A 25,276-nucleotide genomic window follows, 5' to 3' on the forward strand; every position below is an offset into this window, starting at 1 on the left:
TTGACAAGTCGTTTTATTAGCGAGGTGCAAATTTAGACATTTATTTGTGTTGCTAAAGAATAAATGTTGTTATTTTTTACGTTGGAAACGAAAAAAATATTTACTTTTGCAGTCCAATTTTAATGCTCGAGTGGCGGAACTGGTAGACGCGCTGGATTCAAAATCCAGTTCCTTTGGAGTGCGGGTTCGATTCCCGCCTCGAGTACAGATTTAAAAGAAAAAGCTGAGATGTATTCTTGGCTTTTTTTATGCTCTATACTAGGGTGTTAGAAAAGATGGGGAATATGCATGATATATAGAGCATAAGTATATGTGATGCTGAATGATTAAAATTGTTACCGAACGTTTGGTAAATAAAATAAATAACTTACATTTGCCTTATGAGACCACAAAAAGTTTTGGATAAAGAAATCGTAGAAAAATTAGTTTGCGTTTTTAGGTCCAATGGTTACGATGGAGCTAGTCTTTCAGAACTGGCAGAGAAAACGGGTTTAAAGAAAGCTAGTCTTTACCATCGCTTTCCAGATGGAAAGCGTGGAATGGCAGTTGCGGTTTTAAATCATTTGGGGGAGTGGGCGGAAGAACATGTGTTTAATGTATTAAATGATGAAAGTATCCTTCCTGCTCAGAGATTAGTGAACAGTCTGGATAATATCCGGATTTTATATAATGACGGAAAAGACGCTTGTGTGTTAAGGGTATTTTCCTTGGGTTCTGGTTTAGAGTTATTTGAGGAGCAAGTTAAGAATGGTATGAAACATTGGGTAGAGGCTTTTAATACGTATGGCAAAGCATTAGGTTTGCCAGGTGAAAAGGCACAAAAGTATGCTGTTCAGACCCTATTGGAAATTCAAGGTAGCCTTGTAGTGACTAAAGGCTTAAACGATTTAAGCATATTTGAACAAACATTGAACGATATTGAATCCAGATATTTAAAAAAATAAAAAATTTGAATGTTATTTTTACCGAATGTTCGGTAATAAATAAAATTAATAATTTTACTATGAAAAATTTAATTCTTTACGCTTTGGCTATTGCACCATTGTTTGTCTCAGGGGTAACATTGGCCAATCAGAAACTATCAAATCAAAATTTTAATATCGAAGAAAATATGAACACAATTAAATATCGAACGCTAGAAGTAAACGGATTAAATATAGCCTACAGAGAGGCTGGAGACCCCAAAAATGAAACCATTGTATTGCTTCATGGTTTTCCTACTTCTTCTCATCAATATAGAAAAGTATTAAACGAATTATCAGATGAATTTCATTTAATAGCTCCGGATTATCCAGCATTTGGGAATAGTGATTTTCCAGATTCAAGTAAGTATGAATACACTTTTGATAACCTAGCAGCGACTATTAATGCCTTTCTGGAAAAAAAGAAAATAACATCTTACGCATTAATGATTCAAGATTACGGAGCTCCTGTTGGATTTAGAATCGCTACGGCTCATCCAGAAAGAGTTACGGCTATTATCAACCAAAATGGGAATGCCTATGAAGAAGGTTTGGGAGCTGCTTGGAAGGCAACGAAAGCCATGTGGGCGAATAGAAATAAGCAAACGGAAGAGGCCATGTTGCATGCTTTTTCTTTGGAAGGCCTAAAGTGGCAATATACGCATGGAACTAGAGATCCTGAAAATGTAAATCCGGATACTTGGCATTTGGATTATCTAAGAATGTCAAGACCCAATGCTCATGCTGTAAATTTGGATTTGTTTTATGATTATCAAAATAACGTGAAATTATATCCAAAATGGCAGCAATATTTAAGAGATAATCAACCTCCGTTACTTATAGTTTGGGGAAAGAACGATGCATTTTTTCCTGAAAGCGGTGCGGAAGCTTTTAAAAAGGATGTCAAAAATATAGATTATAATATCTATGATACCGGTCATTTTGCTCTGGAGGAGGATGCGGATAAAATTATCCCTAAAATAAGAAAATTTATGAGAACAATTAAAAAGTAAAAGTAGCCCTAAGCAACGACAAAAAGCCCCTTCTCTGGGGCTTTTTGTCGTTGTATAACCATAGGATAAATATATCTAAAATTCCACTTGATTGTAAAATGCAACTTTTACTACCTTAGCAATTATGAATGCAATTGAAATTCGTACCGTAGATGTCGTTCAGTATATCAAACCTTTGCGAGAGGGAGGTTCGCTCCCAGGTCTTGTAAAGGCAGATGATGAGTTTTTATATGTTATAAAGTTTAGAGGCGCTGGGCAGGGTAAAAAAGCTTTGATTGCTGAGCTAATAGGGGCAGAGCTTGCACGTGCTATGGGGCTTAAGGTGCCGGAAATTGTTTTCATGAATTTGGATGATAGCTTTAGTAAAACAGAACCCGATGAAGAAATTCAAGATTTACTAAAATTCAGTGTCGGTTTAAATTTAGGGCTACATTTCCTGTCAGGTTCTATTGTTTATGACCCATTGGTTTCTGTTGCAGACCCATTAACGGCTTCAAAAGTGGTTCTTTTAGATAGTATGATCAGTAATATAGACCGTACGGCAAAGAACACCAACCTACTGAATTGGCATAAAGAACTATGGTTGATTGATCACGGTTCTAGTTTTTATTTTCATCATAATTGGGAAACTTGGCGAACCCATTTGGATAGAACTTTTCCGGCCATAAAAGATCATGTGCTTTTAGAGCGTGCCAGTAAATTGATATTGGCAGCAGATGAAATTAAAGAACGAATAGATGAAACTGTTATTGAAAAAATTATCTCTAAAATTCCCGAGGATTGGTTATTGAGTGAATCTGATCCATTAACACCGTTAGAGAAACGAACTGCCTATATGGAATTTTTGAATACAAGGTTGACAAAATTGGAAGTGTTGGTTAAAGAAGCGACAGATGCAAGATAGAGTCACATATGAATTTGCCATCATAAGAGTGGTGCCAAAAGTTGAACGCGGAGAGTTTATAAACGTGGGAGCCATTGTATTTTCCAAAAGAAAGAAGTTCTTACGGATGAAATTCGCTATAAACCCAAATCGCTTAAAAGTATTTGCTTGCAATCTAGCTTTAGAGGATTTAGAGGCTTATTTAAAAGCATGGGAGTTGGTTTGTGAAGGAGAACCAAAAGGTGGAGTAATTGGAGAGCTAGACCTGCCATCAAGATTCCGCTGGCTTACCGCTTCTAGGAGTACAATCATACAAAGTTCACAGCCGCATCCAGGTTTGTGTACAGATCCCGAGAAAGAATTGGAAACACTTTTTAACTTGTATGTTCTTTAATTCATGAGATGTTACTTTATATAAATTTCATTTTTCTTAATAATAATCAGATCAATTATAATATTCTCTTTTAAGGCCTCATGTTAGCTCTGAAATTCCGAATTTTTTAAATTCAATTCAGATCGATTCTTACAAGTTGTTAAAAAAAATATTAAATTTAAAGGCTGCTATGCATTGAATAGCAGATTTCTACTCCCCCATAGAAATACACGAGATAGGCATAGAACTATACTTCGTGATATTGAATAACGGCCAGTCCCTACTTTAAATTTAACAACCGTAAACCGTAAAATGAGCCAACCACTTAATGTAAATAGTGATTTTAACAAAGACAAAGTTTATATTCAAACTGTTTTAGATCACATGGGTGATTCAGTATTTGTGAAAGATGCCCAAAGCAGATTAATAATGGTGAATAACCCTTTCTGTACAATGATGGGACTTCCTCGTGAAGAGATTATAGGTAAGTCTCTTATAGAGGAAGTCAAGCCTGAAGAACGAGAGGTTTTTCTTAATATAGATAAACAAGTTTTAGCAGATGGTATTGAAAGTGTTACAGAGGAGAAAATGACACTAAGAGAAGGTGAAACACAAATTATTTCTACTAGAAAGTCACGATTTATTGACGAAAATGGCAGTAAATTCCTCGTATGTGTAGTCCGTAATATAAGCGATAAGAAAAAAGGAGAGGAAAATTTACGTAAAAAAGAAGCCCAGTTAAAAGATGTAGGAGCTACAAAAGACAAGCTATTTTCAATTATAGCACATGATTTAAGAAGTCCGTTTAATAATATTAGTTTGTTAACAGACTTGTTAAGTGATTCAATACAAAAAAATGATGTTGCGCAATCTAATGAGTATTTAGAGCTAATTGATAGGACTACTAAAAATAGCCTTAACCTACTAGACAATCTTTTGAATTGGGCAAAGTCTCAAACGGGACAACTAGAACTCGTATCGGAAAGTGTTTGTATAAATCAAATAATAAACGAAACTCTAGAGCTGTGCAAAACCATAGCAGAAACTAAAAATATAACACTTAATTCTTCTAAAGTTCAAGTTGTTGAGGTGTATTCTGATGATAAGATAATAAGGACAATAGTACGTAACCTTGTCTCAAATGCTATTAAATTTACCAAACCAGGTGGGAATATTAGTTTGTCAACTGAGTTGAGAGACATTTATGTAGAAGTAACTGTCTCTGATGATGGCGTGGGTATGAGTCCAGATACTTCTCAAAAATTATTCGGTATTAATACAAATATGGCCTGTGTAGGTACAGCAGATGAAAAAGGTTCTGGTTTTGGTTTGGTTCTCTGTAAAGAGTTTGTTGAAAAACTGGGAGGGAAAATTTGGGCAGAAAGCACATTAGGTGAAGGCAGCGATTTTAAATTTACAATCCCTTTAAATATTCCTAAGTAGCTCTATTTTTCGGATTAGTATAGGGGTTGAATAAGAAAAGGTTATAATCTGTTCTCTTTTGTTTAATTTTAAAGATTAGAATTGAATAGGAAGGATGAACAATACTACACTCAGGACCTTTTTAACAACGAATCTAAATGTTGGTGAAGGTGATATTCCGGCAATATTAGATAAGTGCGTAGCCAAAACAATTAAAAAAGATACATTCTTATTGCGAAAAAATGAACGTTGTGAGTACACTTTTTTTGTGGAGAAAGGTTTGCTTAGACAATATTCCATAGACGAGAAAGGTAAAGAGCATGTTATTGCTTTTGCGCCTGAAAATTGGTTCGTAACCGATCGTGAAAGTAGTTATTTCAATGCACCTTCGGCATATTATATTCAGGCTCTTGAAGATAGTCAAGTGGTATTGCTAGATGAGAGATTTATTCAACAACTATCGGCAAAAATGCCTTCGTTTACTGACTTCAACAATAAACTGCTCCACAATCATATTAGGCATTTACAGAAAAGGGTAAACTCACTTCTGAGTGCTTCTGCAGAGGAAAGATATTTGCAGTTTGTAAAAATGTACCCAGATATTATGTTGCGTGTTCCACAGACAATGGTGGCATCCTACTTGGGTGTTACTCCAGAAAGTTTAAGCAGAGTAAGAAAGGGTCTTGCCCAGAAAAACTACAAAAAATAGCTTCTTACCATACATCAATGTACAGGTTTGTTTATCACAATAAATTTGCGGTATAAAATGGTAATGATATGAAAACAAGAACAGTAGAGTTAGTGGTAAAACCAAGAGACCCACATTTTGTTGGAGATGGTTTTAGAGTGCATAATTTCATTCCAAGCGGTTTTCGATTGGATATGGAACGAATGAATCCCTTTATCATGATGGATTACAATTCCAAGTTTCATTTTTCTGCAACAGATAATCCAAGAGGTGTAGATGTGCACCCACATAGAGGTTTTGAAACCGTTACAATAGCCTACAAGGGTAAAGTGGCTCACCATGACAGTAGTGGAGGTGGAGGTGTAATAAGTGAAGGTGATGTGCAGTGGATGACTGCTGCAAGTGGTGTTTTACACAAAGAATACCATGAAGAAGAGTGGGCTAAAAAAGGAGGTGACTTTCAAATGGTTCAGCTTTGGGTGAATTTGCCTAAAAAAGATAAAATGAGTATGCCCAAGTATCAAGCTATAAAAAAAGAAGATTTAGGGAAGTTCTCATTAACTGATGGCAGCGGAGAAGTTGAAGTTATAGCAGGAGAGTATAAAGGGTTAAAAGGAGTCGCGTCTACTTTTACTCCTATTCATATGCTAAATGCCAGATTGAAAAAAGATGACCAAGCAGATTTTTCGTTTCCGGAAAATTACAACACCGTTCTTTTGGTTGTTGAAGGTAGTATTACGGTAAATGGTAATGACCACGCACCCACTGATCATTTGGTGTTGATGGCCAATGACGGGGAGAGTTTTACAATTGAAGCTACTGAAGATGCATTGGTTTTGGCTTTAAGTGGTGAGCCGCTAAATGAGCCTATTGCTGCCCATGGTCCGTTTGTCATGAATACCAAAGAAGAGCTAATGCAGGCTTTTCATGATTTTAATAATGGTAAATTCGGATATCTTGAAAACTAGTTTTATTTGAACCTTTAGAGCATCAAAGTGAAAAATATTTTTTCATTTGATGCTTTTTATTTTATCTCAATTACGGGTTGTTCAAGAATATAAAGTGATGTAGATTTAGGGCTAATACAGTATAGCTACAATGGCAGGAGAAAAGAACTTAGCGGAAATGGTAAAGGGTATGACCCCAAAGTTGAACGAAGGTGAATATGTATTTGTAACCTTAACGGATGCAAGTCAGATCTCAAGAGCAGATACCCTTTGTGAGTTTAAAGAACAAGAGGGTATAACAGTGATTATCACAAAACAAAAAGCCGATACGCTACGACTTTCTTATGAATATGTAGCTTCTTGGATTACTTTATCTATTCACTCGTCGTTGGAAGGAGTGGGGCTTACTGCTTTGTTTTCCTCAGAATTAGCAAAACATAATATAAGTTGCAATGTCGTTGCTGCTTATTATCATGACCATATTTTTGTAGATTATAAAGATGCGGAAAAGGCGGTTCATGTACTTAAAATGCTTTCGGAAAACTATTCGTAAAATATAGAAGTCATTAATTTAAAAAGAAGGTCTTAAGTCTGCTTTTTCAAGTTTCATTTGTTATCTATTTTATTATCTTAGAGGGCTTAATACCAACCTAGCCCATGCCACTTGCTATTGTAATTGCCGGAATTTTCATTCTTTTCATTTTAATTGCCCGTTTTAAACTCAATGCTTTTATTGCTTTTATCATCGTTTCCCTATTAGTAGGCGTTGCCGAAGGAATGGATTTTGAAACGGTTACCAAGTCCATTCAATCGGGTATTGGTAATACTTTAGGGTATCTGATCTTAATTCTTGGTCTTGGCGCCATGTTAGGTAAGTTGGTTGCAGATAGTGGTGCCGCACAACGTATCACCACACAAATGGTAGACAAATTCGGAAAAAAACATATCCAGTGGGCTGTTGTGTTAACGGGTTTCATTGTGGGTATACCCATGTTTTATACGGTGGGTTTTGTAATATTAATTCCACTTGTTTTTACAGTTGCAGCAGCTACTAGGCTTCCCTTAATTTATGTGGGATTGCCTATGTTGGCTTCACTTTCGGTTACTCATGGGTATCTTCCGCCGCACCCGGCACCTACAGGTATTGCAGTTATTTTTAATGCAGATATTGGAAAGACGCTACTGTACGGTATTATGGTGGCTATCCCGGCTATTATAGTGGCAGGACCTCTTTTATCCCGCTCAATAAAAAATGTAGAAGCGACTCCATTAAAAGAATTTTTGAATCCAAAAATATTAACTGATGATGAGATGCCAAGTACGGCTATCAGTATTGTTACGGCTTTACTTCCTGTAATTCTTATAGCTTTTGCATCGGTAATAGCACTAATACTTCCAGAAGAAAATACAATTAGAAAGGCAACAGATATTTTAGGGAACCCTATAATGGCTATGCTTATATCGGTTTTGGTAGCTATTTATACCTTGGGATTAGCAAGGGGAAAGAAAATGAAAGATGTTATGGATTCTGTTGCAAGTGCTGTTTCGGGCATTACTATGGTGCTTTTGATTATAGCTGGAGCAGGAGCCTTAAAACAAGTGCTGATAGATAGCGGTGTAAGTGATTATATTGGTGAAATGCTGAAGGGTTCAACCGTTTCGCCTTTGATTCTGGCATGGCTTATTGCCACAGTTATTCGGGTTTGCGTGGGGTCTGCAACAGTTGCTGGTCTAACGGCTGCAGGTATAGTGTTGCCCTTAATTGCCAATACAGATGTTAGTCCAGAGTTGATGGTTTTGGCTATTGGTTCGGGTAGTTTAATGCTTTCGCACGTTAATGATAGCGGGTTTTGGCTTTATAAAGAGTATTTTAATCTTTCCGTAAAGGATACTTTAAAAACATGGACGGTGATGGAAACTACTGTGGGTGTTATGGGGCTTATTGGGGTTCTTATTCTTGATATTTTTATATAATTATTGATCATTGCATGATGATGAAGAGAAGACAGTTTATAAATAGAACGGCCCTAGCCATTGCGGGAACTAGTTTAATGGGCTGTTTTGATCACTCTAAGTTTCAATTGAAGAAAAATCAAGTTGTTGGATGTTTTGGCGATAGCATAACTTTTGCGAGAGGTAATGGTTATGTTGAAATGCTTCAGGAAAAATTCAACAAAGAAAAACCAGAGCTCAATATTACTTTTATCAACTTTGGAAAAAGTAGTGAGACCGTAAGCGGACTCACAGAGGAAGACCATCCAGGTCCAAGACCGTATCTTTTTGAGCGTTTAGATGATGTTCTAGACAAAAATAAGATAGATGTAGCACTTTTCTGTTACGGAATCAATGATGGAATCTACGGTAAGCCTTCCGAAGAATTGTTTAGAAGTTTTAAAATAGGAGTCTATTCGTTTCTTGAAAAGATGAGGCAAAGAAATATTCCTGCAATTTTACTCACTCCGCCACCTTTGGCTGAGGTTGTAGTAAGAGCAAATGAGGGGATGTCATATAGCTACAAAAATCCGTATCCAAAATATGATATAGAGGTATTACAGGAGTTTACCAATATCATTTTAGATATGCACCACCCTTTTGCCAATGCAGAGATTAATATTCGTCAACCTCTTTTCAAGAGTCAAAAAGAGTGTTATGGTAAAGACCCAATTCATCCTAATAAGAATGGACATAGGTTAATTGCCGATACGATTTTTGGTAATTTATCGTTTTAACATTGCGTTAAGCCCCCGTGGCAGGGTATTTGTTATCTTTATCTTGATTTTTTTATTCGATGATCAAAAACTATTCGGTATTGGTATTAGCTGTTATGCTGTTTTCCCTCTCGGGGATGGCACAGACCGATATTCCTCAAAAGAAAGATTTAAAAATTGATACAGCCAATAAGATTGATGACAATGAAAAACCAAATGAAGGCACATCGTTGAAAATTCCTTCCGTTGTTGATGACCAACCTCAGGTTGAATTGGATTTTGCAAAACGGAATCCGGTTAAGATGATTGATGACCGAGAATTAGTGCAGGCGGGAGCAGGCATGAAAATTGACCCTAAAGTTGGACCAATACAACCTAAGGAAGGTTCAAAACAGCATTTCCCGGACATGTACATGGGCGATGTGAAAAACAATGGCAAATTTGTTGGTATTGTTTGTCGCGATCATGAAAACGTAGATGGTGATCGCATAAAAATTTATGTGAACGGAGATGTCGTTGATCCTAATATTCTTTTAACGGGTTCTTTCAAAGGAGTAAATGTAGATTTAAAAAAAGGGTTTAATCGTGTGGATTTTGAGGCGCTTAACACCGGTACTTCGGCCCCTAATACCGCCCAAGTAAATGTGTATGATGATAAAGGAGAACTCATTTATGCTAATAAATGGTTGCTCTCAGAAGGGTCTAAAGCTACCTTGATTATTACTAAAGAAGAGGATTAATAGTTTCCCTTATATTTAATGTAGACTTTAATTGCATTTTCTATCTAAACAGTTTATGATTTAGATAACAATCCTAAAAAGTGGAATACCAGTTTTTACCGTAACTTTGGCCTCTTCAAATCCTCATTCATGGCCGAAAAAAAAGTTAGTATGCTTACCGCGTTTAAGACCATTATTTGGCCTAGACGAAATCTTGTATTTATTGGGCTCCTATTAATTGTGATTAGCAAAGCAGCAAGTTTTGTAGCTCCTATGTCTCTAAAATATCTGATGGATGACATTATACCCAATAAGGATATTGATTTTTTAAAATTACTGGTAGGCGCTGTAGGTCTGGCTATACTAGTACAAGCTGTAACGTCCTTTTTATTAACTAAAATACTGAGCATACAGGCGCAATATTTAATTTCAGAGCTTAGGGCTCAAGTTCAGAAAAAAGTACTATCTCTTCCAATTAGTTTTTTTGATAATGCAAAGTCGGGTGCTCTGGTATCGCGTATCATGAGCGACGTTGAAGGTGTCCGTAATTTAATTGGAACAGGTTTGGTGCAACTCGTAGGGGGTACTATTACGGCGGTAGTTTCTCTGGTATTGCTTTTACGTATTAGTTGGACTATGACCGTTTTTACACTTGTACCTTTGGCTATTTTTGCAATTATCGCCTTGAAGGCATTTAAAATTATTAGACCCATTTTTAGAAATCGAGGAAAGATAAATGCTGAAGTAAAAGGCAGATTGACCGAAACTTTAGGAGGTGTACGTGTAATCAAGGGTTTTAATGCCGAGGAACAAGAAAATAAAATATTTGAAGAAGGAGTTGATCGTCTTTTTCAAAATGTAAAAAAGAGTTTGACGGCTACTGCTTTTATGACGAGTTCTTCTACTTTTCTTTTAGGCATGGCCACCACCGGAATTATGGGAATTGGTGGGTATAAAATTATGATGGATGAACTTACTATAGGTGAGTTCTTGACTTTTACTTTTTTATTGGGACTAATGGTAGCGCCAATTGTTCAGATGAGTAACATTGGGAGTCAGTTAACGGAAGCCTTGGCTGGGTTAGATCGTACAGAGGAGCTTATGAATATGACTCCGGAATCGGACGAGGAGAACCGTACAATTATTTTAGATGATATTGAAGGTGATATTGTTTTTGACGATGTTTCTTTTGCCTATGAGGAAGATAAAGAAGTGTTGCATAATATTAATTTTGAGGTAAAGTCAGGTAACGTAGTTGCTTTAGTTGGTAGTTCCGGCTCTGGTAAATCTACTATTGCTGGATTGGCGGCAACCTTTTTAAACCCACAATCAGGTAAAATTACTATAGATGGCAAGGATGTCTCAAAAGTGAATTTAAACAGTTTTAGACAACATCTAGGAGTGGTTTTACAAGACGATTTTCTGTTTGAGGGAACCATACGGGAGAATATACTTTTTCCACGACCTAATGCTTCTGAAGAACAATTACAGCAGGCTGTTGAAGCGGCGTATGTAAATGAATTTACGGATAGGTTTGATGATGGTTTGGATACGTTGATAGGGGAGCGGGGCGTGAAACTTTCCGGTGGTCAACGCCAACGTATTGCAATTGCTAGGGCTGTTTTGGCAGACCCTAAAATTTTAATTTTAGATGAAGCTACTTCTAATTTGGATACTGAAAGCGAAGCTTTAATTCAAAAGAGTTTAGCGGCCTTAACAGAAGGGCGTACTACTTTTGTAATTGCCCATAGGTTAAGTACCATTCGAAAAGCGAATCAGATTTTGGTTATCGAAAACGGTAAAATTGCAGAAGAGGGTACCCACGATGAGCTTATCACTAAAGAAGGCAGGTACTTTAACCTATTTACATATCAGGCTAGAATCTAGCTCTCAGGAGCCAATTCCACTTCTAATCCGTCTAAATCTGGGGTCATATGAATTTGGCAACCCAAACGGCTGTTGTCTTTCACATCAAAAGCTTCGGCTAACATCGCATCTTCATCATCTGATTTTTCAGGAAGATTATGGTCAGATTCTACGTAGCATTGACAGGAAGCGCACATAGCCATACCACCACAAATGCCAATGGTTCCTTCAGGAGCTAATTCGTACGAGCGAACAACCTCCATTAGGTTCATGTTCATATCGGTTGGGGCATCTACTTCATGAAGAACACCATCGCGGTCGGTTATTTTTATTTTTATATCGGACATTAAAAAAGGAATTAGTAGTTAGGGATTAGGTGTTAGTTTTTATGAATTGGTTGACTTTCTTGGGGTCATTGATTGTATAAGTCCAAAGAGCATTCTAGAAATTTCGTTAGACTGTTTGATTAACTCTGTTGTTTCTTGTGATTCTAAAAAATGAAGTCTCTTGGAAAGATATAACATGGAACGTACCTCGCTATTTGAACTTGTTGCAAAATATAAAAATCGAATAAAATCAGGATTCGTGCGTCTGTCAAACCCTTCGGCTATATTGTTAGAAATTGATATCGACGCTCTTAGAATTTGGTCTTTAAAAGAATAGTCTTTGGAGTTTGAAAACTTTTGGTAGATAACAACAGAAAAATCTTGTGCTTTCAGCCACACCAATAAATCTTCAAACCTTTTAACTGCCATATGCTTCTATGTTATAGTTTTTAGAACTAACTCCTAATTCCTATGTGCCTAGCTTCCTAATTTATACTCTTTACAACTGCCTTAGGTGCTTCTTTTTTACTTCCGTCAAAACCGGTGACACCGCCTACGGTCGTGTATTTCATTACATATTTCTTTTCAGGGAAAATACGTTGATAAGCACTTTGGCACATTAGCGTAGCCTCGTGAAAACCACAAAGAATTAATTTTAGTTTCCCTGGATAGGTGTTTACATCACCTATGGCATAAATTCCTGGTATGTTGGTCTGATAATCGAATGTGTTTACCTTAATGGCATTTTTCTCTATTTCTAGCCCCCAATCTGCAATGGGCCCGAGTTTAGGGGAAAGTCCAAAAAGCGGAACAAAATTATCAACTTCTAGAGTAACATCCTCATCAGGATTTGTTGTTTTTCTAATAGAAACAGCCTCTAATTTATCCTCGCCCTTTAATCCTACGATTTCGGCAGGTGTAATTAGGTTTATTTTTCCTTGATTCTTAAGTTGTTGTACTTTTTCTACAGAATCTAAAGCACCTCTAAACTCGTTTCTACGGTGTACCAAAGAAACCTCTGATGCTACATCGGCCAAAAAGATACTCCAGTCTAAAGCAGAATCGCCACCACCAGCAATAACTACCTTTTTGTTACGATATACTTCTGGGTCTTTTATAATATACGCAACACCGTTGTCTTCGTATTTAGAAAGGTTCTCAAGTAATGGCTTGCGAGGTTCAAAACTACCTAGACCTCCTGCAATAGCAACAATGGGTGCGTGATGTTTTGTGCCTTTGTTGGTGGTTACTATAAAAGTGCCATCTTCTAATTTCTCTATAGTCTGTGCCCTTTCACCTAAAGTAAAGCCAGGTTCAAAAGGTTTTATTTGCTCCATTAGATTATTTACTAAATCACCTGCCAAAACCTCAGGAAAGCCTGGTATATCATAGATTGGTTTTTTAGGATAAATCTCGGAGCATTGCCCACCTGCTTGCGGTAGTGCGTCTATTAAATGACATTTGAGTTTCAATAGGCCTGCCTCAAAAACGGCAAAAAGCCCTGTTGGGCCAGCTCCAATAATCAATATATCTGTTTTGATCATCGGGTTTATGTTATAATTCGGACGAAATTAAATTTAATAGGTCAATAAGAATATGATATAAATCAGGGCCTTATGCGCCAATGTTAATTACTTCTTCAATTTGTGGAGCATACTTTTTTATAGTCATCTCAACACCACTCTTTAAAGTCATCTGATTAACGCTACATCCAATACATGCACCCTCTAATTTCACTTTTACAGACTTTTCATCGTCTATGGAAACTAAAGAAATATCTCCTCCATCACTCTGCAAAAACGGGCGAATCTCTTCTAGCGCTTTTTCTACATTTTGTTTTAATTCTTCCGATGTCATATTATTTTTTCTTAACGACAGAACAGCCTGCCATTGTTGTTATCTTGATTGCTTCGGTTGGGGGAAGGCTTTTATTTCTACCTACAACTTCTTGCACTACATTTTTTGTTATCTCTTCAAAAGCTTCTTCTACAGGTGTAGCCGTTTGCATTGCGGCTGGTCTTCCGACATCACCTGCTTCACGTATACTCTGTACTAAAGGTATTTCTCCTAAGAAAGGTACGTCTAAATCTTCAGACAGATTTTTTGCACCTTCCTTACCAAAAATATAATACTTATTATCAGGAAGCTCGTCAGGTGTAAAATAAGCCATATTCTCAACTATTCCCAATACGGGTACGTTTATAGAATCTTGCTGAAACATGGCAACCCCTTTTCTAGCATCGGCAAGAGCTACTGTCTGAGGTGTACTTACCACTACAGCACCGGTTACCGGCATTGCCTGCATAATGCTTAAGTGGATATCTCCGGTTCCTGGAGGAAGGTCAATTAGCATGAAATCCAATTCGCCCCAATGTGCATCAAAGATCATTTGATTCAATGCTTTTGCAGCCATGGGGCCACGCCAAATAACGGCCTGATTCGGTTCGGTAAAGAACCCAATGGACAACATCTTTACGCCATAATTCTCTACCGGTTTCATTTTTGATTTTCCGGCTACGTTTACAGCCAAAGGCTTTTCCATAGGGACATCAAACATGATTGGCATGGAAGGACCGTAAATATCAGCATCTAAAACACCTACTTTAAAGCCCATTTTAGCCAAGGTTACTGCTAAATTTGCAGTAACTGTAGACTTACCAACACCACCTTTACCGGATGCGACTGCAATGATATTTTGAATACCAGGTAATGGTTTTCCTTTTATCTCATTAGTCTTTGGTTTTGCAGGGGCATCAACCTTAATGTTGATTTTTATTTTGGCTTTTTCATATACCTCTCGGTGTATGATTTTCAAAATTTCTACTTCGGTCTTTTTTCTGGCTTGTAGGCTGGGGTTGCTGATAGTGATATCAACTTCAACCTCATCGCCAAAAATCTGTATATTTTTAACTGCACCGCTTTCTACCATATTTTGTCCCTCACCGGGTACGGTAATATTTTCTAGTGCTCTTAAAACTTCTTTTTTATCAATCTTCATTATATAAAATCATTCTAAAGAGCAAAGATACGGCATAAGGGCAAGAAACTAAAGTGTTTGTATTGAAATGTAGTATGGAGTGATAGGTGTTAGTGATTAGGAGTTAGTATGATGTGTTTTAAGCTCTTATAGAAATGTAGTTTTTTGAGCATTAAAAATGGTTCAGTTACTTCAATTAAAAAAGTTTACAAGTAATTAGGCCTTACGTTTATCTAACATATCCGGCGCCATGGCCTAGCAATCGCATTTAGAGTGTTTCTTGTACAATAGAGGTATTTCTACCTTCTCGTTCTATCTAAAGATTAATGTCTTTCAAAAAAAAACGCGCTGGCCACCCTGCTGAACCCACTTAAAAATATTGTTTAGTTGAAGTAGCATATTTCTTGTTCATTACGTTTAATAGTATCGACTATTTTTTGTGACATTATATCTCCAAATGTCTCATGGACATTTATTCCATTCTCAAACTCTTTATAGGGTTTCTGTTTGCGGCTTTAATTGCCTGAAAACTGACTGTGAGAATGGTTATGGCTAGGGCGCCTACTACTGCTAAAAGGAAAATCCACCATTCTAGTATTACGTGATACGGATAGTCTTGCAACCAACCGTTCATAACAAAGTAGGATATAGGGATGGCAATAAAACAGGAAATTATGACCAGTTTCAAAAAGTCTCTTGAGAGCATATTCCAAACATTAAAAATGGAGGCTCCCAATACTTTTCTAACTCCAATTTCTTTTTGGCGTTGCTCGGCAACGAAAGAAGTAAGGCCAAATAGTCCCAAACAGCTGATTAAAATGGCAAGTGCGGTGAAAATAGATGAAAGAGAACCAATGCGTTCTTCCGCAGAAAATTTTTCACCATATTCAGAATCCACAAAATCATATTGAAAAGGGATATCGGGAAAATGGGATTTAAAGACACTTTCAATAATAGAAATATTTTCGCTGGCACTTTTTTCAGGGTTTAGGCGCAAGTTGTAAAAACTGGCGTTTTCGTTTTTGTCATACGCGTAAATACCTTGTTTTACAGGTTCGTATGGCGACTGCGTAATCATATCTTGTACCACGCCAATTATTTTTAAGGGAGGAAACGGGTCTTCAATATCATCATCTTTTATGTACTTTCCTATGGGGTCTGTAAGTCCCATATATTTCACCGCGGTCTCATTAATGAGTACTGCATTTGAGTCGGTTGCGAACTCTCTGGAGAAATCCCTTCCCTCTAATATCTTTAGGTTTAACGATTTTGCATATTCCGCTGTTACATCGGTCCACGCAAGATCCTCTTGAAAGCCTTCCGGTTTGCCTTCCCAACTAAAACCACTTCTATTGGACCAAATCTGGGTAGTAGGTGCACTGGAAGCGGACATTTCTAATACCGCACCGGATGCAGTAAACTCGCTCCGCATTAAATCGTATTTACCACTAAAATCTTGACTCATAGTCGGTATTTGAACTAAACCTTCTTTTTCATAGCCTATGGGACGGTTTTTGGCAAAGTTTATTTGTTGCATTACGATAACCGTACCGATGATAAATGCCACGGACACCGTAAACTGTAGCACCACCAATATTTTTCGAGGTAAACCCGCATGTTTTCCAGTAGTCATGGTGCCTTTCAGCACATCTACAGGTTTAAAAGAAGACAGATATAGGGCAGGGTAGCTTCCAGCAAGTAGGGAGGTCAACAGGACAAATATGAATGAAGTAATCCAAAACATACCATTGCCCCATGGGAACACCATTTCCTTTTTTGCCAAATTATTGAATCCGTCTAGCGATAAAAGAACTATAAGAACAGCAATGCCAAAAGCAAACAGCACTACCAGAAAAGATTCGCTTAAAAATTGATAAATCAATTGATTTCTTTGTGACCCGATAGATTTTCTAATACCTACTTCTTTGGCACGTTTCTCTGATCTGGCCGTGCTCAGATTCATAAAGTTTATACAGGCCAATAGCAATACGAAAGCGCCTATTATGCTAAATAACCAAACATATTTGATGCGGCCACCGTCCTGCTTACCGTTTTCAAAATTACTACGTAGGTACCAATCTTTCATTGGGAGTAAGAACAGCTGCGGGTTAAATTCGGCCGCTTCCTCATTAAGGTTTTTCTTGACATCCTTAATGGAGGTCGAAATATCGGTCATACCTGTATTATCGGCAATCTGAACGAACATTTGAAATGAGTTGTTACCCCATTGGTCTTCCGCATTATTTACCCATTCAAAAAGAGATAGATATTTCTCCCATGGCATGATGTATTCCAAATCACTGAACGAATTATTCTTGGGTATATCTTCATACACGGCCGTTACGTCCATATCATATTGGCTATTCCCTTTCACTACTTTTCCTATGGGGTCTTCATTTCCGAAGAGGGCATTTGCCACGGACTCCGAAAGCATGATGGAATTAATCTTTCGTAGACCATCTTTTTCACCTTTTAAAATATTTAGATCTAGCAGCTCTGGGGCTTCGGCTTGCATGAAGTTTCCATCTTTTGAAAGACTTTTTTCGCCATAATTCAAATAGACAGAATTGTTCCAAGAAGACATGACAATATGTTTGAATTTATCATTATGCTTATCTCGAAAGGCCATTTCCAAGGGTCTTGGAACGGCATTATTGGTGCCTGTTTCACCATTGAATGTTTGTGATTGAACTACTTGTGCTATACGCTCGTTTTTCTTGAAATAATCGTTGTACGAGAGTTCATCATTTACCCAAAGACCTATAATTAATGTTACCGCCATACCTAGGGCCAGACCACCAATATTAATAGCCGAATACCCTTTGTTTTTCAAGAGGTTTCGCCAAGCGATTTTAAAATAATTTTTAAGCATGATTTTAGTTTTTTGATTGGATTGATGATATTATTCTGTACGCAGGCTTTTTACTGGGTTGGTAATGGCTGCTTTAATGCTCTGATACCCGACCGTTAGTATTGAAATTGCAATAGCTAAGACTGCTGCAAGAACGAATACCCACCAAGGAATGTCTATACGATATGAAAAATCTTCAAGCCACTTATTCATGGTAAACCAACCTATGGGAAGAGAAATAAGAATTGAAATAGCCACTAACTTTAAAAAGTCTAAGGACAGTTTATAGCTTATTTGAGTAACGCTTGCACCCAATACTTTTCGGATTCCTATTTCTTTGGTTCTTTTTTCTGCATTGAAAGCTGCTAACCCAAACAACCCTAAACAGGCAATAAGAATTGATAAAATGGTAAATATGATGAAGATTTTGCCTAAGCGCTGTTCTGCTTTGTAGGTGTCGTTAAAAGAGTCTTCCATGAAGTAATAATCAAAAGGTTGGCCCGGGGCGACGGTATTCCATACCCTTTCTATACTTGCTATAGCGCTTTGGAAATCACCAGCTTCTAACTTAATTGCCATAGCATTTTTATGTCCTTGTAATTGTATGCTAAGGGCTTCAATACCCTCTTTTAAAGTGTCAAAATGAAAATCTTTCACTACACCAATTATGGTAAAATATTGCGGATTTTCATCTCCTAAGCTAGAAGTATACCTTTTTCCCAAGGCATCTTCTGGTGAAAATCCCATGTGGTCAACGGCTGTTTCGTTTACAATAATATTGGTAGAGTCGTTGCCTACTTCTTTGCTAAAACTTCTACCGGCAATTAGTTTAAAATCCATTGTGGAAATATAATCGTAATCTGCATTCCAAGTTTGCATGCTAATGGCATTCTCTTGTGTAGAATTACCTTCTTCGGGTTTGAAAGTAGAGTCACTACGATTGGAAGGTGTTGGAAAAAAGCTGCTTAAAGTGGCATTCTTTACAAAACTTAGTTGTTTTACTTCTTCTTTAAAGGAGGTTGCTTTGCTGCCTGCAACATACACATCGTTAACAATAAGCACTTGGTCCTTTGAGAAGCCTAAATCCTTACCCTGGATAAATTTGAGTTGCTGGTAAACGATCAACGTACTTACAATTAAAAAAACTGAAATGGCAAACTGAAAAATTACTAATGAATTTCTAATTTTTCCACCACCCACACTGCTCTGACCTCCACCCTTAAGGACTTTTACTGGTTTGAATCGGGACATGAAAAAAGCAGGGTAACTTCCAGAAAACAGTCCAAGAAAAATAACGAACCCTATCAAAATTAACCAGAAGAACGGATTCAAAAACGGAATGGAAATATTTTTGTCGGCTAATGAGTTGAAAAAAGGTAAAGCAATTAATGCTAATACCATCGCCAATATGAGAGATAAAAAAGAAATTAAACCTGATTCTACTAAGAACTGTCTAATTAATTCTGACTTATTGGACCCCAAAGTTTTTCTTACCCCTACTTCTTTGGCTCTCTTTAGAGAGTGCGCCGTGGAAAGGTTCATGAAATTGACGGCAGCCAAAACGATAAGAAAAATAGCAATAAAAGAAAGAATGTATATACTTTGGATGTCATTATTGGCGCTCACTTCTGCTACCCTATGAGAGTTTAAATGAATTGCTGTTAGCGGAATAGTACTATAGATTAGATAATCACCAGAAGCTTTTAGTTGTTCTTCGGTAACACCTGGAATAAATTTTTGAACTCCCGGTATTACATATTTTCCTAAGAGTCCGCGTAAAGGAGCTTGGAGGTCGTTAATGTTCGCAGTGGGAATAAGTTTTATAAAGGTTTGATAGTTATTGCTGCCCCAGTTAACAATTTTAGAATCTTCATAACTGGACATTGACATATAAACGGTGTGGTCTCTTAAAAATGAGTTTTGGGGAAAATCATCAATTACTCCGGTTACAGTATAGGTTTCATTGTTGTTGAGCACTACATTTTGACCGATGGCAGTAAGAGTACCAAAGTGCTTTTCAGCAGCGGATTTGGTAAGAACTAGGGTGTTGGGCCGTTTTAAGGCAGTCTCCTTATCGCCAACTAAAAGGTCAATCCCGAACATGTCAAAAAAGCTGGGGTCTACAAAAGTGGTTTGTTCTTCTTTTGCATTGGCTTCTGCATTTTCTTTTCTTAATAATGCACTGCCCCAAGTCCTAAAACGAGTAACGGTTTCTATCTCTGAGAAGTCGCTTTTAAGTGCCGAAGCTAAAGGGGCAGGGGTAACGGCAAATTCTCTAGCTTCGCCTCCAAACTTAATATCTACATTTACTCTATGAATACGGTCCGCATCCGTAAACATGGTATCATAACTCATTTCGTCATAGATATATAATGAAATAAGCAAAGCTCCGGCCATTCCAATGGCTAATCCAAAGATGTTTAGGAAGGTGAAAAACGGTTGCTTTTTTAGACTCCGCCAGGCAATTTTTATATAGTTTTTGAACATGATTCTCGTGTTTGGCTGATTACTTATTTATCCGTGATTAAGGGATAAGTTTGGTTGATTAGTTGTTGATTGATGAATAAACTCCTTTACATTATGGCTCCTATGGCCCTATTTTGGCTTTCGGTTACGATTTGACCATCAAATAGGTTGACTACCCTGTGGGCGTAATGCGAATCCCTGTCCGAGTGTGTTACCATTACAATTGTAGTTCCCTCTTGGTTGAGTTCTGTTAACAGGTTCATTACTTCAATTCCGTTTTTGGAATCTAGGTTCCCTGTTGGTTCATCGGCCAATATTAATTTCGGATTGGTGACTACCGCTCTGGAAATTGCCACACGTTGTTGTTGCCCCCCGGATAATTGCTGAGGAAAGTGCTTTTCCCTATGGGCGATTTTCATTCGTTCTAAAACTTCGCGTACTTTCTGCTTACGTTCCGCTTTACCCATTTTTAGATAGATTAAGGGTAGTTCTACATTTTCATAAACAGTAAGTTCATCAATAAGGTTGAAACTCTGAAATACGAAACCTAAATTGCCTTTTCGCAGTTCGGTTCGCTGGCGTTCTTTGAGGTTACTTACCTCATGACCGGCAAACTGGTAGGTACCCTCGTTGGGGTTGTCTAACATTCCTATGATGTTCAAAAGGGTTGATTTTCCACAACCTGATGGCCCCATAATGGCTACGAATTCGCCTTCTTCTACCTTTAGGTTTACATTGTTGAGTGCTAAGGTTTCTACCTCTTCGGTTCTGAAACTCTTTTTTATATTCTGTATGTGTATCATGATTTGATTGATTTCGTTATTATAAAAGACTATGATTTAGTGAAATAGTGACAGTTTATTTTAATATAATTTTTTCCGCTTCACCAAAAGAATCGTAATTGCTGGTTATTACTTTCTCACCGGCTTCAAGACCTTCTAGGACTTCATAGTGTTTTGAATTCTGTTTCCCAATTCTGATATTTCTTTTTATGGCCTCATCACCATCTGCCGTTACAACAAAAATCCATTGTCCGCCAGTACTTTGAAAAAAGCTGCCTTTAGGTAACAATAAGGCGTCATTCGATTCACCCAATTGCAATCTAATATTGTAACTCTGCCCCGTGCGTATTGTTTCCGGTTTCTCTGCGGTAAATACCAAATCTACTTTAAACCTGCCGTTGCGAACCTCAGGATACACTTTTCTGACCCTCAACGGGAATTGTTTTCCATTCCGCTCCAATACGGCTACAAGTTCTCTTTTAACCCGGTCTATGTAATGCTCATCTATATTGGCTTCAATTTTGTAATCCGTTAGAACATTAATTTGTCCAATACGTTGCCCTTGCGATATATTTTGACCTATTTCGGCATCAAGGAAACCTAGTTGACCATCGGCAGGAGCCCTTACGTTTAAGTGGTCAAGACGTTGGTAGACCATACCCAAAGTTTTCTGCATTCGGTTTAAATCGGCATCAAGCCCCGTTAGGGATGTTTCACGTAGTTCATCATCGTTTTCGGTCTGCATTTTTATAATCTCGAACTGTTTTTTAGAAAGGTCATAGTTCTCTTTTGAGGTTAGATATTCTTCTCTAGAAATCAATTCGTCATCAAATAAAGCTTGGTTCTGTTCAAAATTTCTTTTTAACCGCTGAAGCTCGGTACTCGCAGTGGCCAATGACTTACGGCCTTCCACTTGTCTAGAATCAAAATTGAGTTTAGTGGAACGAAGATCGTTTTGCTTTAAGGCCAAGTTGCTTTCACTCTGTAGGATTTGCTCATAAAGGTTAATATTTTCAAGCTTTAGGATAATGTCTCCTTTTTTTACCGTAGCTCCTTCTTCAATTAGTTTTTCGCTCACACGCCCACCTTCATAAGCATCCATGTAAATAGTTGTGATAGGCGCTACGTTTCCGCTTATAGTAATGTAATCGTCAAACTTACCATCAGTAACGGTAGCAACAGAAAGTTTTTCTTTATCCGTACGGAATGTGGAAACCGAACTTGCAAACAAAAATTGATAGCCCACAAAAAGTAGCAATAGACCTAAGGCAATATAACCGTAGTGTTTTGCCCGTAACCCTTTTTTCTTTTCTAATTGTATATCCATTATTGTATTAATTATCTTGGTTGACTTGTTCTTATTTATGGCTTATTGTATGTCAAAAATGGGCAGTCCACGGTAAAAGTCCAGTGTGCTTTTATTGATTTCCGATTGAAGCTTTACCTGCAAATTCTCATTCTGCGCACTAGCAAATAGATTCTTTGCTGTGAAGAGCTCTAAAGCGTTTATGAGTCCCTTTTCATATCTTTTTTGAGCAATGGTGAACGCCAGTTCTTGTGCTTTTACTTTTTGAGAGCTCTGTGTACGCTGCACTTCCAGTGATTCATAGGATTGCACCAACTGTTGGATTGTTTGGAAAACCAGCTGTTGCTGTATTTTAAGGTTGTTTTCTGCACGGTACCTTTCAATTTTTTGTTGTTTTATTCTGCCACGAGCAGACCAAATAGTACTAATGGGAACATCAAGACTGACACCAATAAATTGAGAGGTGTTATCCTTGAATTGGTCACGAAAGGGAATAGTAGAACCTAAACTATCACGTGTGGTTTCAAAATATCCACTTGCCGTACCGGCAAACAAAGAAAGAGATGGAAATAAAGAACCTCTCTCCGCAGCCAACTGTTTTTTGGCGGCTTTTACACGGAGCTCCTGTGCTTTTAGAAGAGGCATGAATTCTTGTGCTTCGGCAAATATGGTGTCCGACTGTATGATGTTGTGTGCCTGCGCCACCTGGTTATCAGTTAAATTGTCCTGTATCGTTATTTTGCTGGTTCCTTCTAAATTCATTTCTTGAATTAGTTGTAGTTGGGCAGTGGCAAGTTGGTTTTTACTTTGGGTAAGGTTTAATTTATCCGTAAGTAACAAAGATTCAGCTTCATAAAGGTCCGCACCTGCTTTGAGTCCCAATTCAATTTGCCTTGCTACTAGGTCGTAATTGGCTTGAGAGACGGTCATCTGTTCTTTTGAAATCGCGACCAGACCTTGAAAAAATTTAATATCGTAAAAGGCTTGCATCACTCTAAAAGCAAGAAGATAGCGTTGTTGTAGGTTTTCCTCTTGAGTTGCTTTATAAAGAAACTTGGTGGCCTTAATGGTATTTATTTTTTGGAAGCCCCTAAATAGGTCTACGGAACTTTCTAGGGTGTAGCGGTTCGAAAAGAAATCAGTGGTCACAACATCATTGGTAAAAGGGTCTGTGCTACGTCCAAAATTGATGACATAGTTAGTAGATGCATTTACGGAAGGTAAAAGATCCCGAATAGATTGACGATAAGTTTCCCTGTCCGATGCCGTATTAAGCGTATAGTCCTTTAACTGTAAATTATGCTCTAATGCATAAGCCACGCATTCATCTAACGTATAAGTCTCTTGACCACTTAATTTGGATGAAAGCAAGAGAAGAATAAAAACTAAATATTTAAATAACTGAATCATAATCGTATTGGTATGCCAAACTTATAACGATTCTCATGCCAATAATGTAATATGCTGATTTTTAGATTTTTATAAATATTATTTTCTATTTGCATAGTTTGTGGTGTAAAAAATATGTACAGCAATTGTCAAAATTTTGGACACTGTCTAAAAAGTTATGAATGCAAGTTGTAGTTTTAAATGAACTTAGTAAAGCCTCTGGTAATCAAATGGTAGATGCAAATATTTTAATTATAGATGATAATAAGAGCGTCCTTAGCGCACTTGAAATTCTATTGCAGTTTGAATACAAAACCATACAGACCATCTCAAACCCGAATCAGATTACATCTTTTCCTGATTTAAAGGAAGTAGATATTGTACTGCTGGATATGAATTTCTCTGCGGGAGTAAACACCGGGAATGAAGGTTTGTATTGGTTGCGAGAGCTTAAGAAAAAGACGCCCCAGACTTCGGTCATAATGATGACAGCCTATGGAGCTGTAGATTTGGCGGTAATGGCATTAAAAGAAGGAGCTTCTGATTTTATTCTTAAACCTTGGAATAACGATAAGCTTTTGGCAACGGTTAAATCTGCATACGAGCTTAGAAAATCAAAGAAGCAGGTTACTGAACTGAAACAGAAAGAAAGTCACCTTAAACAGGTTATCAATCAGAACAAAAATTACATTATAGGTAATTCTAAGGCGTTAAATTCAGTGCTAAAGTTGGTTTCTAAAGTAGCAAAAACCGATGTAAACGTACTGATTACTGGAGAAAATGGTACAGGTAAGGAACTCATAGCACGTGAGCTTCACAAACTTTCAAGTAGGAATGACGAAGTATTTATTTCGGTGGATATGGGTTCAATATCAGAAAACCTTTTTGAAAGTGAACTTTTTGGACATACCAAAGGTTCTTTTACAGATGCTAAAGAAGACAGGGCAGGAAAATTTGAAGCAGCCAACGGGGGCACGTTGTTTTTAGATGAAATAGGAAACTTATCGCTTCAGGCGCAGGCAAAACTATTATCGGCCATTCAGAATAGAACTATTGTTCGCGTGGGGTCCAATAAACCAATTTCAGTAGATATACGTTTGATTTGTGCAACGAACGAGGATTTAGATAAAATGGTCGCCGAAGGACTTTTTAGGGAGGATTTATTGTATCGGATAAACACCATTAGGGTTGAGGTACCAGCACTTAGGGAACGTGATCAAGACATTTTGGTTTTGGCAGATTTCTATTTGAAAAAATTCACTTCAAAATACGGGAAACCTGGACTTCGTATGAATCAAGCGGCTCAAGAAAAATTGATGGACTACGGATGGCCGGGAAATATTAGGGAACTATTGCATACCATTGAACGGGCCGTTATACTTTCCGAAGGAAATGTGCTTAAATCAGAAGATTTCCTGCTAACCAATAAACAAACCGTATCCTCCAATTTAAATGGCCCCGCAACTTTAGAGGAAATGGAGTTTATGATGATTAATAGCGCATTAGAACAGAACGATGGCAATTACAGTGCAGCTGCGGAACAGTTGGGTATTTCTCGGCAAACACTCTACAATAAATTAAAGAAAATAGGGAAGTAG

23 protein-coding genes and 1 tRNA gene are annotated in these 25,276 nt (G+C 37.5%); 14 read left to right on the top strand and 10 right to left on the bottom strand.

The features are described 5' to 3' along the window. The first annotated feature begins 124 nt into the window (after positions 1 to 124). The 13 genes from IWC72_RS08155 (at position 125) to IWC72_RS08215 (ending at position 11,602) form a co-directional block, all read left to right on the top strand. A tRNA-Leu gene (locus tag IWC72_RS08155) sits at positions 125 to 205 on the top strand. Positions 206 to 380: 175 nt separating this feature from the next. Further along, positions 381 to 944 (top strand): TetR/AcrR family transcriptional regulator, encoded by a 564-nt coding sequence (locus IWC72_RS08160; RefSeq protein ID WP_194529433.1) that lies wholly within the window; start codon positions 381 to 383, stop codon positions 942 to 944. Positions 945 to 1,003: 59 nt separating this feature from the next. Beyond that, a complete protein-coding gene (locus tag IWC72_RS08165) occupies positions 1,004 to 1,975 on the top strand; it encodes an alpha/beta fold hydrolase (RefSeq protein WP_226979524.1) in 972 nt (323 codons plus the stop codon). 124 nt (positions 1,976 to 2,099) lie between these two features. Further along, positions 2,100 to 2,879, top strand: coding sequence for a HipA family kinase (locus IWC72_RS08170; protein WP_194529434.1), 780 nt, complete (start codon positions 2,100 to 2,102; stop codon positions 2,877 to 2,879). Continuing rightward, positions 2,869 to 3,252, top strand: coding sequence for a DUF3037 domain-containing protein (locus IWC72_RS08175; protein ID WP_194525725.1), 384 nt, complete (start codon positions 2,869 to 2,871; stop codon positions 3,250 to 3,252). The genes IWC72_RS08170 and IWC72_RS08175 overlap by 11 nt, the downstream gene beginning before the upstream one ends. A gap of 291 nt (positions 3,253 to 3,543) precedes the next feature. Continuing rightward, a complete protein-coding gene (locus IWC72_RS08180; protein WP_194529435.1) occupies positions 3,544 to 4,674 on the top strand; it encodes a PAS domain-containing sensor histidine kinase in 1,131 nt (376 codons plus the stop codon). 94 nt (positions 4,675 to 4,768) lie between these two features. Further along, entirely contained in the window at positions 4,769 to 5,362 is a 594-nt protein-coding gene (locus IWC72_RS08185; protein ID WP_194529436.1) for a Crp/Fnr family transcriptional regulator, read from the top strand. Between the two features lie 68 nt (positions 5,363 to 5,430). Continuing rightward, positions 5,431 to 6,309 carry a pirin family protein gene (locus IWC72_RS08190; RefSeq protein WP_194525728.1) on the top strand — a complete coding sequence of 293 codons (879 nt, stop codon included), beginning with the start codon at positions 5,431 to 5,433 and terminating at the stop codon, positions 6,307 to 6,309. A gap of 130 nt (positions 6,310 to 6,439) precedes the next feature. Then, positions 6,440 to 6,841: an ACT domain-containing protein gene (locus tag IWC72_RS08195; RefSeq protein WP_194525729.1), complete on the top strand. Its 402-nt coding sequence runs from the start codon at positions 6,440 to 6,442 to the stop codon at positions 6,839 to 6,841. A gap of 104 nt (positions 6,842 to 6,945) precedes the next feature. After that, entirely contained in the window at positions 6,946 to 8,262 is a 1,317-nt protein-coding gene (locus tag IWC72_RS08200) for a gluconate:H+ symporter (protein ID WP_194525730.1), read from the top strand. A gap of 14 nt (positions 8,263 to 8,276) precedes the next feature. Further along, positions 8,277 to 9,017, top strand: a complete 741-nt coding sequence (locus tag IWC72_RS08205) for a GDSL-type esterase/lipase family protein (protein WP_194525731.1) — start codon at positions 8,277 to 8,279, stop codon at positions 9,015 to 9,017. Between the two features lie 59 nt (positions 9,018 to 9,076). Next, positions 9,077 to 9,736 (top strand): hypothetical protein, encoded by a 660-nt coding sequence (locus IWC72_RS08210; RefSeq protein ID WP_194529438.1) that lies wholly within the window; start codon positions 9,077 to 9,079, stop codon positions 9,734 to 9,736. Between the two features lie 129 nt (positions 9,737 to 9,865). Further along, complete coding sequence (locus tag IWC72_RS08215) at positions 9,866 to 11,602, top strand: ABC transporter ATP-binding protein (RefSeq protein ID WP_194529439.1); 1,737 nt, start codon at positions 9,866 to 9,868, stop codon at positions 11,600 to 11,602. Here IWC72_RS08215 and IWC72_RS08220 read toward each other — a convergent pair. From IWC72_RS08220 to IWC72_RS08265, 10 genes are all read right to left on the bottom strand, one after another. Continuing rightward, positions 11,599 to 11,928, bottom strand: coding sequence for a 2Fe-2S iron-sulfur cluster-binding protein (locus IWC72_RS08220; RefSeq protein ID WP_194525734.1), 330 nt, complete (start codon positions 11,926 to 11,928; stop codon positions 11,599 to 11,601). The genes IWC72_RS08215 and IWC72_RS08220 overlap by 4 nt on opposite strands. Positions 11,929 to 11,967: 39 nt before the next feature. Beyond that, the gene (locus IWC72_RS08225; RefSeq protein WP_194529440.1) at positions 11,968 to 12,336 is read right to left on the bottom strand and encodes a four helix bundle protein; all 369 of its coding nucleotides are present in this window, start codon (positions 12,334 to 12,336) and stop codon (positions 11,968 to 11,970) included. 56 nt (positions 12,337 to 12,392) lie between these two features. Further along, a complete protein-coding gene (locus IWC72_RS08230) occupies positions 12,393 to 13,451 on the bottom strand; it encodes an NAD(P)/FAD-dependent oxidoreductase (protein WP_194529441.1) in 1,059 nt (352 codons plus the stop codon). Positions 13,452 to 13,521: 70 nt separating this feature from the next. Beyond that, positions 13,522 to 13,764, bottom strand: a complete 243-nt coding sequence (locus IWC72_RS08235; RefSeq protein WP_194525737.1) for a NifU family protein — start codon at positions 13,762 to 13,764, stop codon at positions 13,522 to 13,524. Position 13,765: 1 nt separating this feature from the next. Further along, positions 13,766 to 14,905, bottom strand: a complete 1,140-nt coding sequence (locus IWC72_RS08240; protein ID WP_194529442.1) for an Mrp/NBP35 family ATP-binding protein — start codon at positions 14,903 to 14,905, stop codon at positions 13,766 to 13,768. 451 nt (positions 14,906 to 15,356) lie between these two features. Then, the gene (locus IWC72_RS08245; RefSeq protein ID WP_194529443.1) at positions 15,357 to 17,756 is read right to left on the bottom strand and encodes an ABC transporter permease; all 2,400 of its coding nucleotides are present in this window, start codon (positions 17,754 to 17,756) and stop codon (positions 15,357 to 15,359) included. A gap of 30 nt (positions 17,757 to 17,786) precedes the next feature. Next, positions 17,787 to 20,222 carry an ABC transporter permease gene (locus IWC72_RS08250; protein WP_194529444.1) on the bottom strand — a complete coding sequence of 812 codons (2,436 nt, stop codon included), beginning with the start codon at positions 20,220 to 20,222 and terminating at the stop codon, positions 17,787 to 17,789. An 86-nt stretch (positions 20,223 to 20,308) separates the two neighbouring features. Next, positions 20,309 to 21,004, bottom strand: coding sequence for an ABC transporter ATP-binding protein (locus IWC72_RS08255; protein WP_194525742.1), 696 nt, complete (start codon positions 21,002 to 21,004; stop codon positions 20,309 to 20,311). A 55-nt stretch (positions 21,005 to 21,059) separates the two neighbouring features. Continuing rightward, complete coding sequence (locus tag IWC72_RS08260; protein ID WP_194529445.1) at positions 21,060 to 22,310, bottom strand: efflux RND transporter periplasmic adaptor subunit; 1,251 nt, start codon at positions 22,308 to 22,310, stop codon at positions 21,060 to 21,062. 42 nt (positions 22,311 to 22,352) lie between these two features. Then, the gene (locus IWC72_RS08265) at positions 22,353 to 23,699 is read right to left on the bottom strand and encodes a TolC family protein (RefSeq protein ID WP_194529446.1); all 1,347 of its coding nucleotides are present in this window, start codon (positions 23,697 to 23,699) and stop codon (positions 22,353 to 22,355) included. A 209-nt stretch (positions 23,700 to 23,908) separates the two neighbouring features. Between IWC72_RS08265 and IWC72_RS08270 the strand changes: the two genes are divergently transcribed. After that, positions 23,909 to 25,276 carry a sigma-54-dependent transcriptional regulator gene (locus tag IWC72_RS08270; protein WP_194531115.1) on the top strand — a complete coding sequence of 456 codons (1,368 nt, stop codon included), beginning with the start codon at positions 23,909 to 23,911 and terminating at the stop codon, positions 25,274 to 25,276.

Source organism: Zobellia roscoffensis, from assembly GCF_015330165.1.
In the GTDB taxonomy this organism is placed as follows: Bacteria; Bacteroidota; Bacteroidia; order Flavobacteriales; family Flavobacteriaceae; genus Zobellia; species Zobellia roscoffensis.

What these genes read in the sequence shown, in the direction of transcription:
- IWC72_RS08160 (WP_194529433.1), top strand. Translation starts at nt 381, where the DNA reads ATGAGACCACAAAAAGTTTTGGATAAAGAAATCGTAGAAAAATTAGTT.
- IWC72_RS08165 (WP_226979524.1), top strand. Translation starts at nt 1,004, where the DNA reads ATGAAAAATTTAATTCTTTACGCTTTGGCTATTGCACCATTGTTTGTC.
- IWC72_RS08170 (WP_194529434.1), top strand. Translation starts at nt 2,100, where the DNA reads ATGAATGCAATTGAAATTCGTACCGTAGATGTCGTTCAGTATATCAAA.
- IWC72_RS08175 (WP_194525725.1), top strand. Translation starts at nt 2,869, where the DNA reads ATGCAAGATAGAGTCACATATGAATTTGCCATCATAAGAGTGGTGCCA.
- IWC72_RS08180 (WP_194529435.1), top strand. Translation starts at nt 3,544, where the DNA reads ATGAGCCAACCACTTAATGTAAATAGTGATTTTAACAAAGACAAAGTT.
- IWC72_RS08185 (WP_194529436.1), top strand. Translation starts at nt 4,769, where the DNA reads ATGAACAATACTACACTCAGGACCTTTTTAACAACGAATCTAAATGTT.
- IWC72_RS08190 (WP_194525728.1), top strand. Translation starts at nt 5,431, where the DNA reads ATGAAAACAAGAACAGTAGAGTTAGTGGTAAAACCAAGAGACCCACAT.
- IWC72_RS08195 (WP_194525729.1), top strand. Translation starts at nt 6,440, where the DNA reads ATGGCAGGAGAAAAGAACTTAGCGGAAATGGTAAAGGGTATGACCCCA.
- IWC72_RS08200 (WP_194525730.1), top strand. Translation starts at nt 6,946, where the DNA reads ATGCCACTTGCTATTGTAATTGCCGGAATTTTCATTCTTTTCATTTTA.
- IWC72_RS08205 (WP_194525731.1), top strand. Translation starts at nt 8,277, where the DNA reads ATGATGATGAAGAGAAGACAGTTTATAAATAGAACGGCCCTAGCCATT.
- IWC72_RS08210 (WP_194529438.1), top strand. Translation starts at nt 9,077, where the DNA reads ATGATCAAAAACTATTCGGTATTGGTATTAGCTGTTATGCTGTTTTCC.
- IWC72_RS08215 (WP_194529439.1), top strand. Translation starts at nt 9,866, where the DNA reads ATGGCCGAAAAAAAAGTTAGTATGCTTACCGCGTTTAAGACCATTATT.
- IWC72_RS08220 (WP_194525734.1), bottom strand. Translation starts at nt 11,928, where the DNA reads ATGTCCGATATAAAAATAAAAATAACCGACCGCGATGGTGTTCTTCAT.
- IWC72_RS08225 (WP_194529440.1), bottom strand. Translation starts at nt 12,336, where the DNA reads ATGGCAGTTAAAAGGTTTGAAGATTTATTGGTGTGGCTGAAAGCACAA.
- IWC72_RS08230 (WP_194529441.1), bottom strand. Translation starts at nt 13,451, where the DNA reads ATGATCAAAACAGATATATTGATTATTGGAGCTGGCCCAACAGGGCTT.
- IWC72_RS08235 (WP_194525737.1), bottom strand. Translation starts at nt 13,764, where the DNA reads ATGACATCGGAAGAATTAAAACAAAATGTAGAAAAAGCGCTAGAAGAG.
- IWC72_RS08240 (WP_194529442.1), bottom strand. Translation starts at nt 14,905, where the DNA reads ATGAAGATTGATAAAAAAGAAGTTTTAAGAGCACTAGAAAATATTACC.
- IWC72_RS08245 (WP_194529443.1), bottom strand. Translation starts at nt 17,756, where the DNA reads ATGCTTAAAAATTATTTTAAAATCGCTTGGCGAAACCTCTTGAAAAAC.
- IWC72_RS08250 (WP_194529444.1), bottom strand. Translation starts at nt 20,222, where the DNA reads ATGTTCAAAAACTATATAAAAATTGCCTGGCGGAGTCTAAAAAAGCAA.
- IWC72_RS08255 (WP_194525742.1), bottom strand. Translation starts at nt 21,004, where the DNA reads ATGATACACATACAGAATATAAAAAAGAGTTTCAGAACCGAAGAGGTA.
- IWC72_RS08260 (WP_194529445.1), bottom strand. Translation starts at nt 22,310, where the DNA reads ATGGATATACAATTAGAAAAGAAAAAAGGGTTACGGGCAAAACACTAC.
- IWC72_RS08265 (WP_194529446.1), bottom strand. Translation starts at nt 23,699, where the DNA reads ATGATTCAGTTATTTAAATATTTAGTTTTTATTCTTCTCTTGCTTTCA.
- IWC72_RS08270 (WP_194531115.1), top strand. Translation starts at nt 23,909, where the DNA reads ATGGTAGATGCAAATATTTTAATTATAGATGATAATAAGAGCGTCCTT.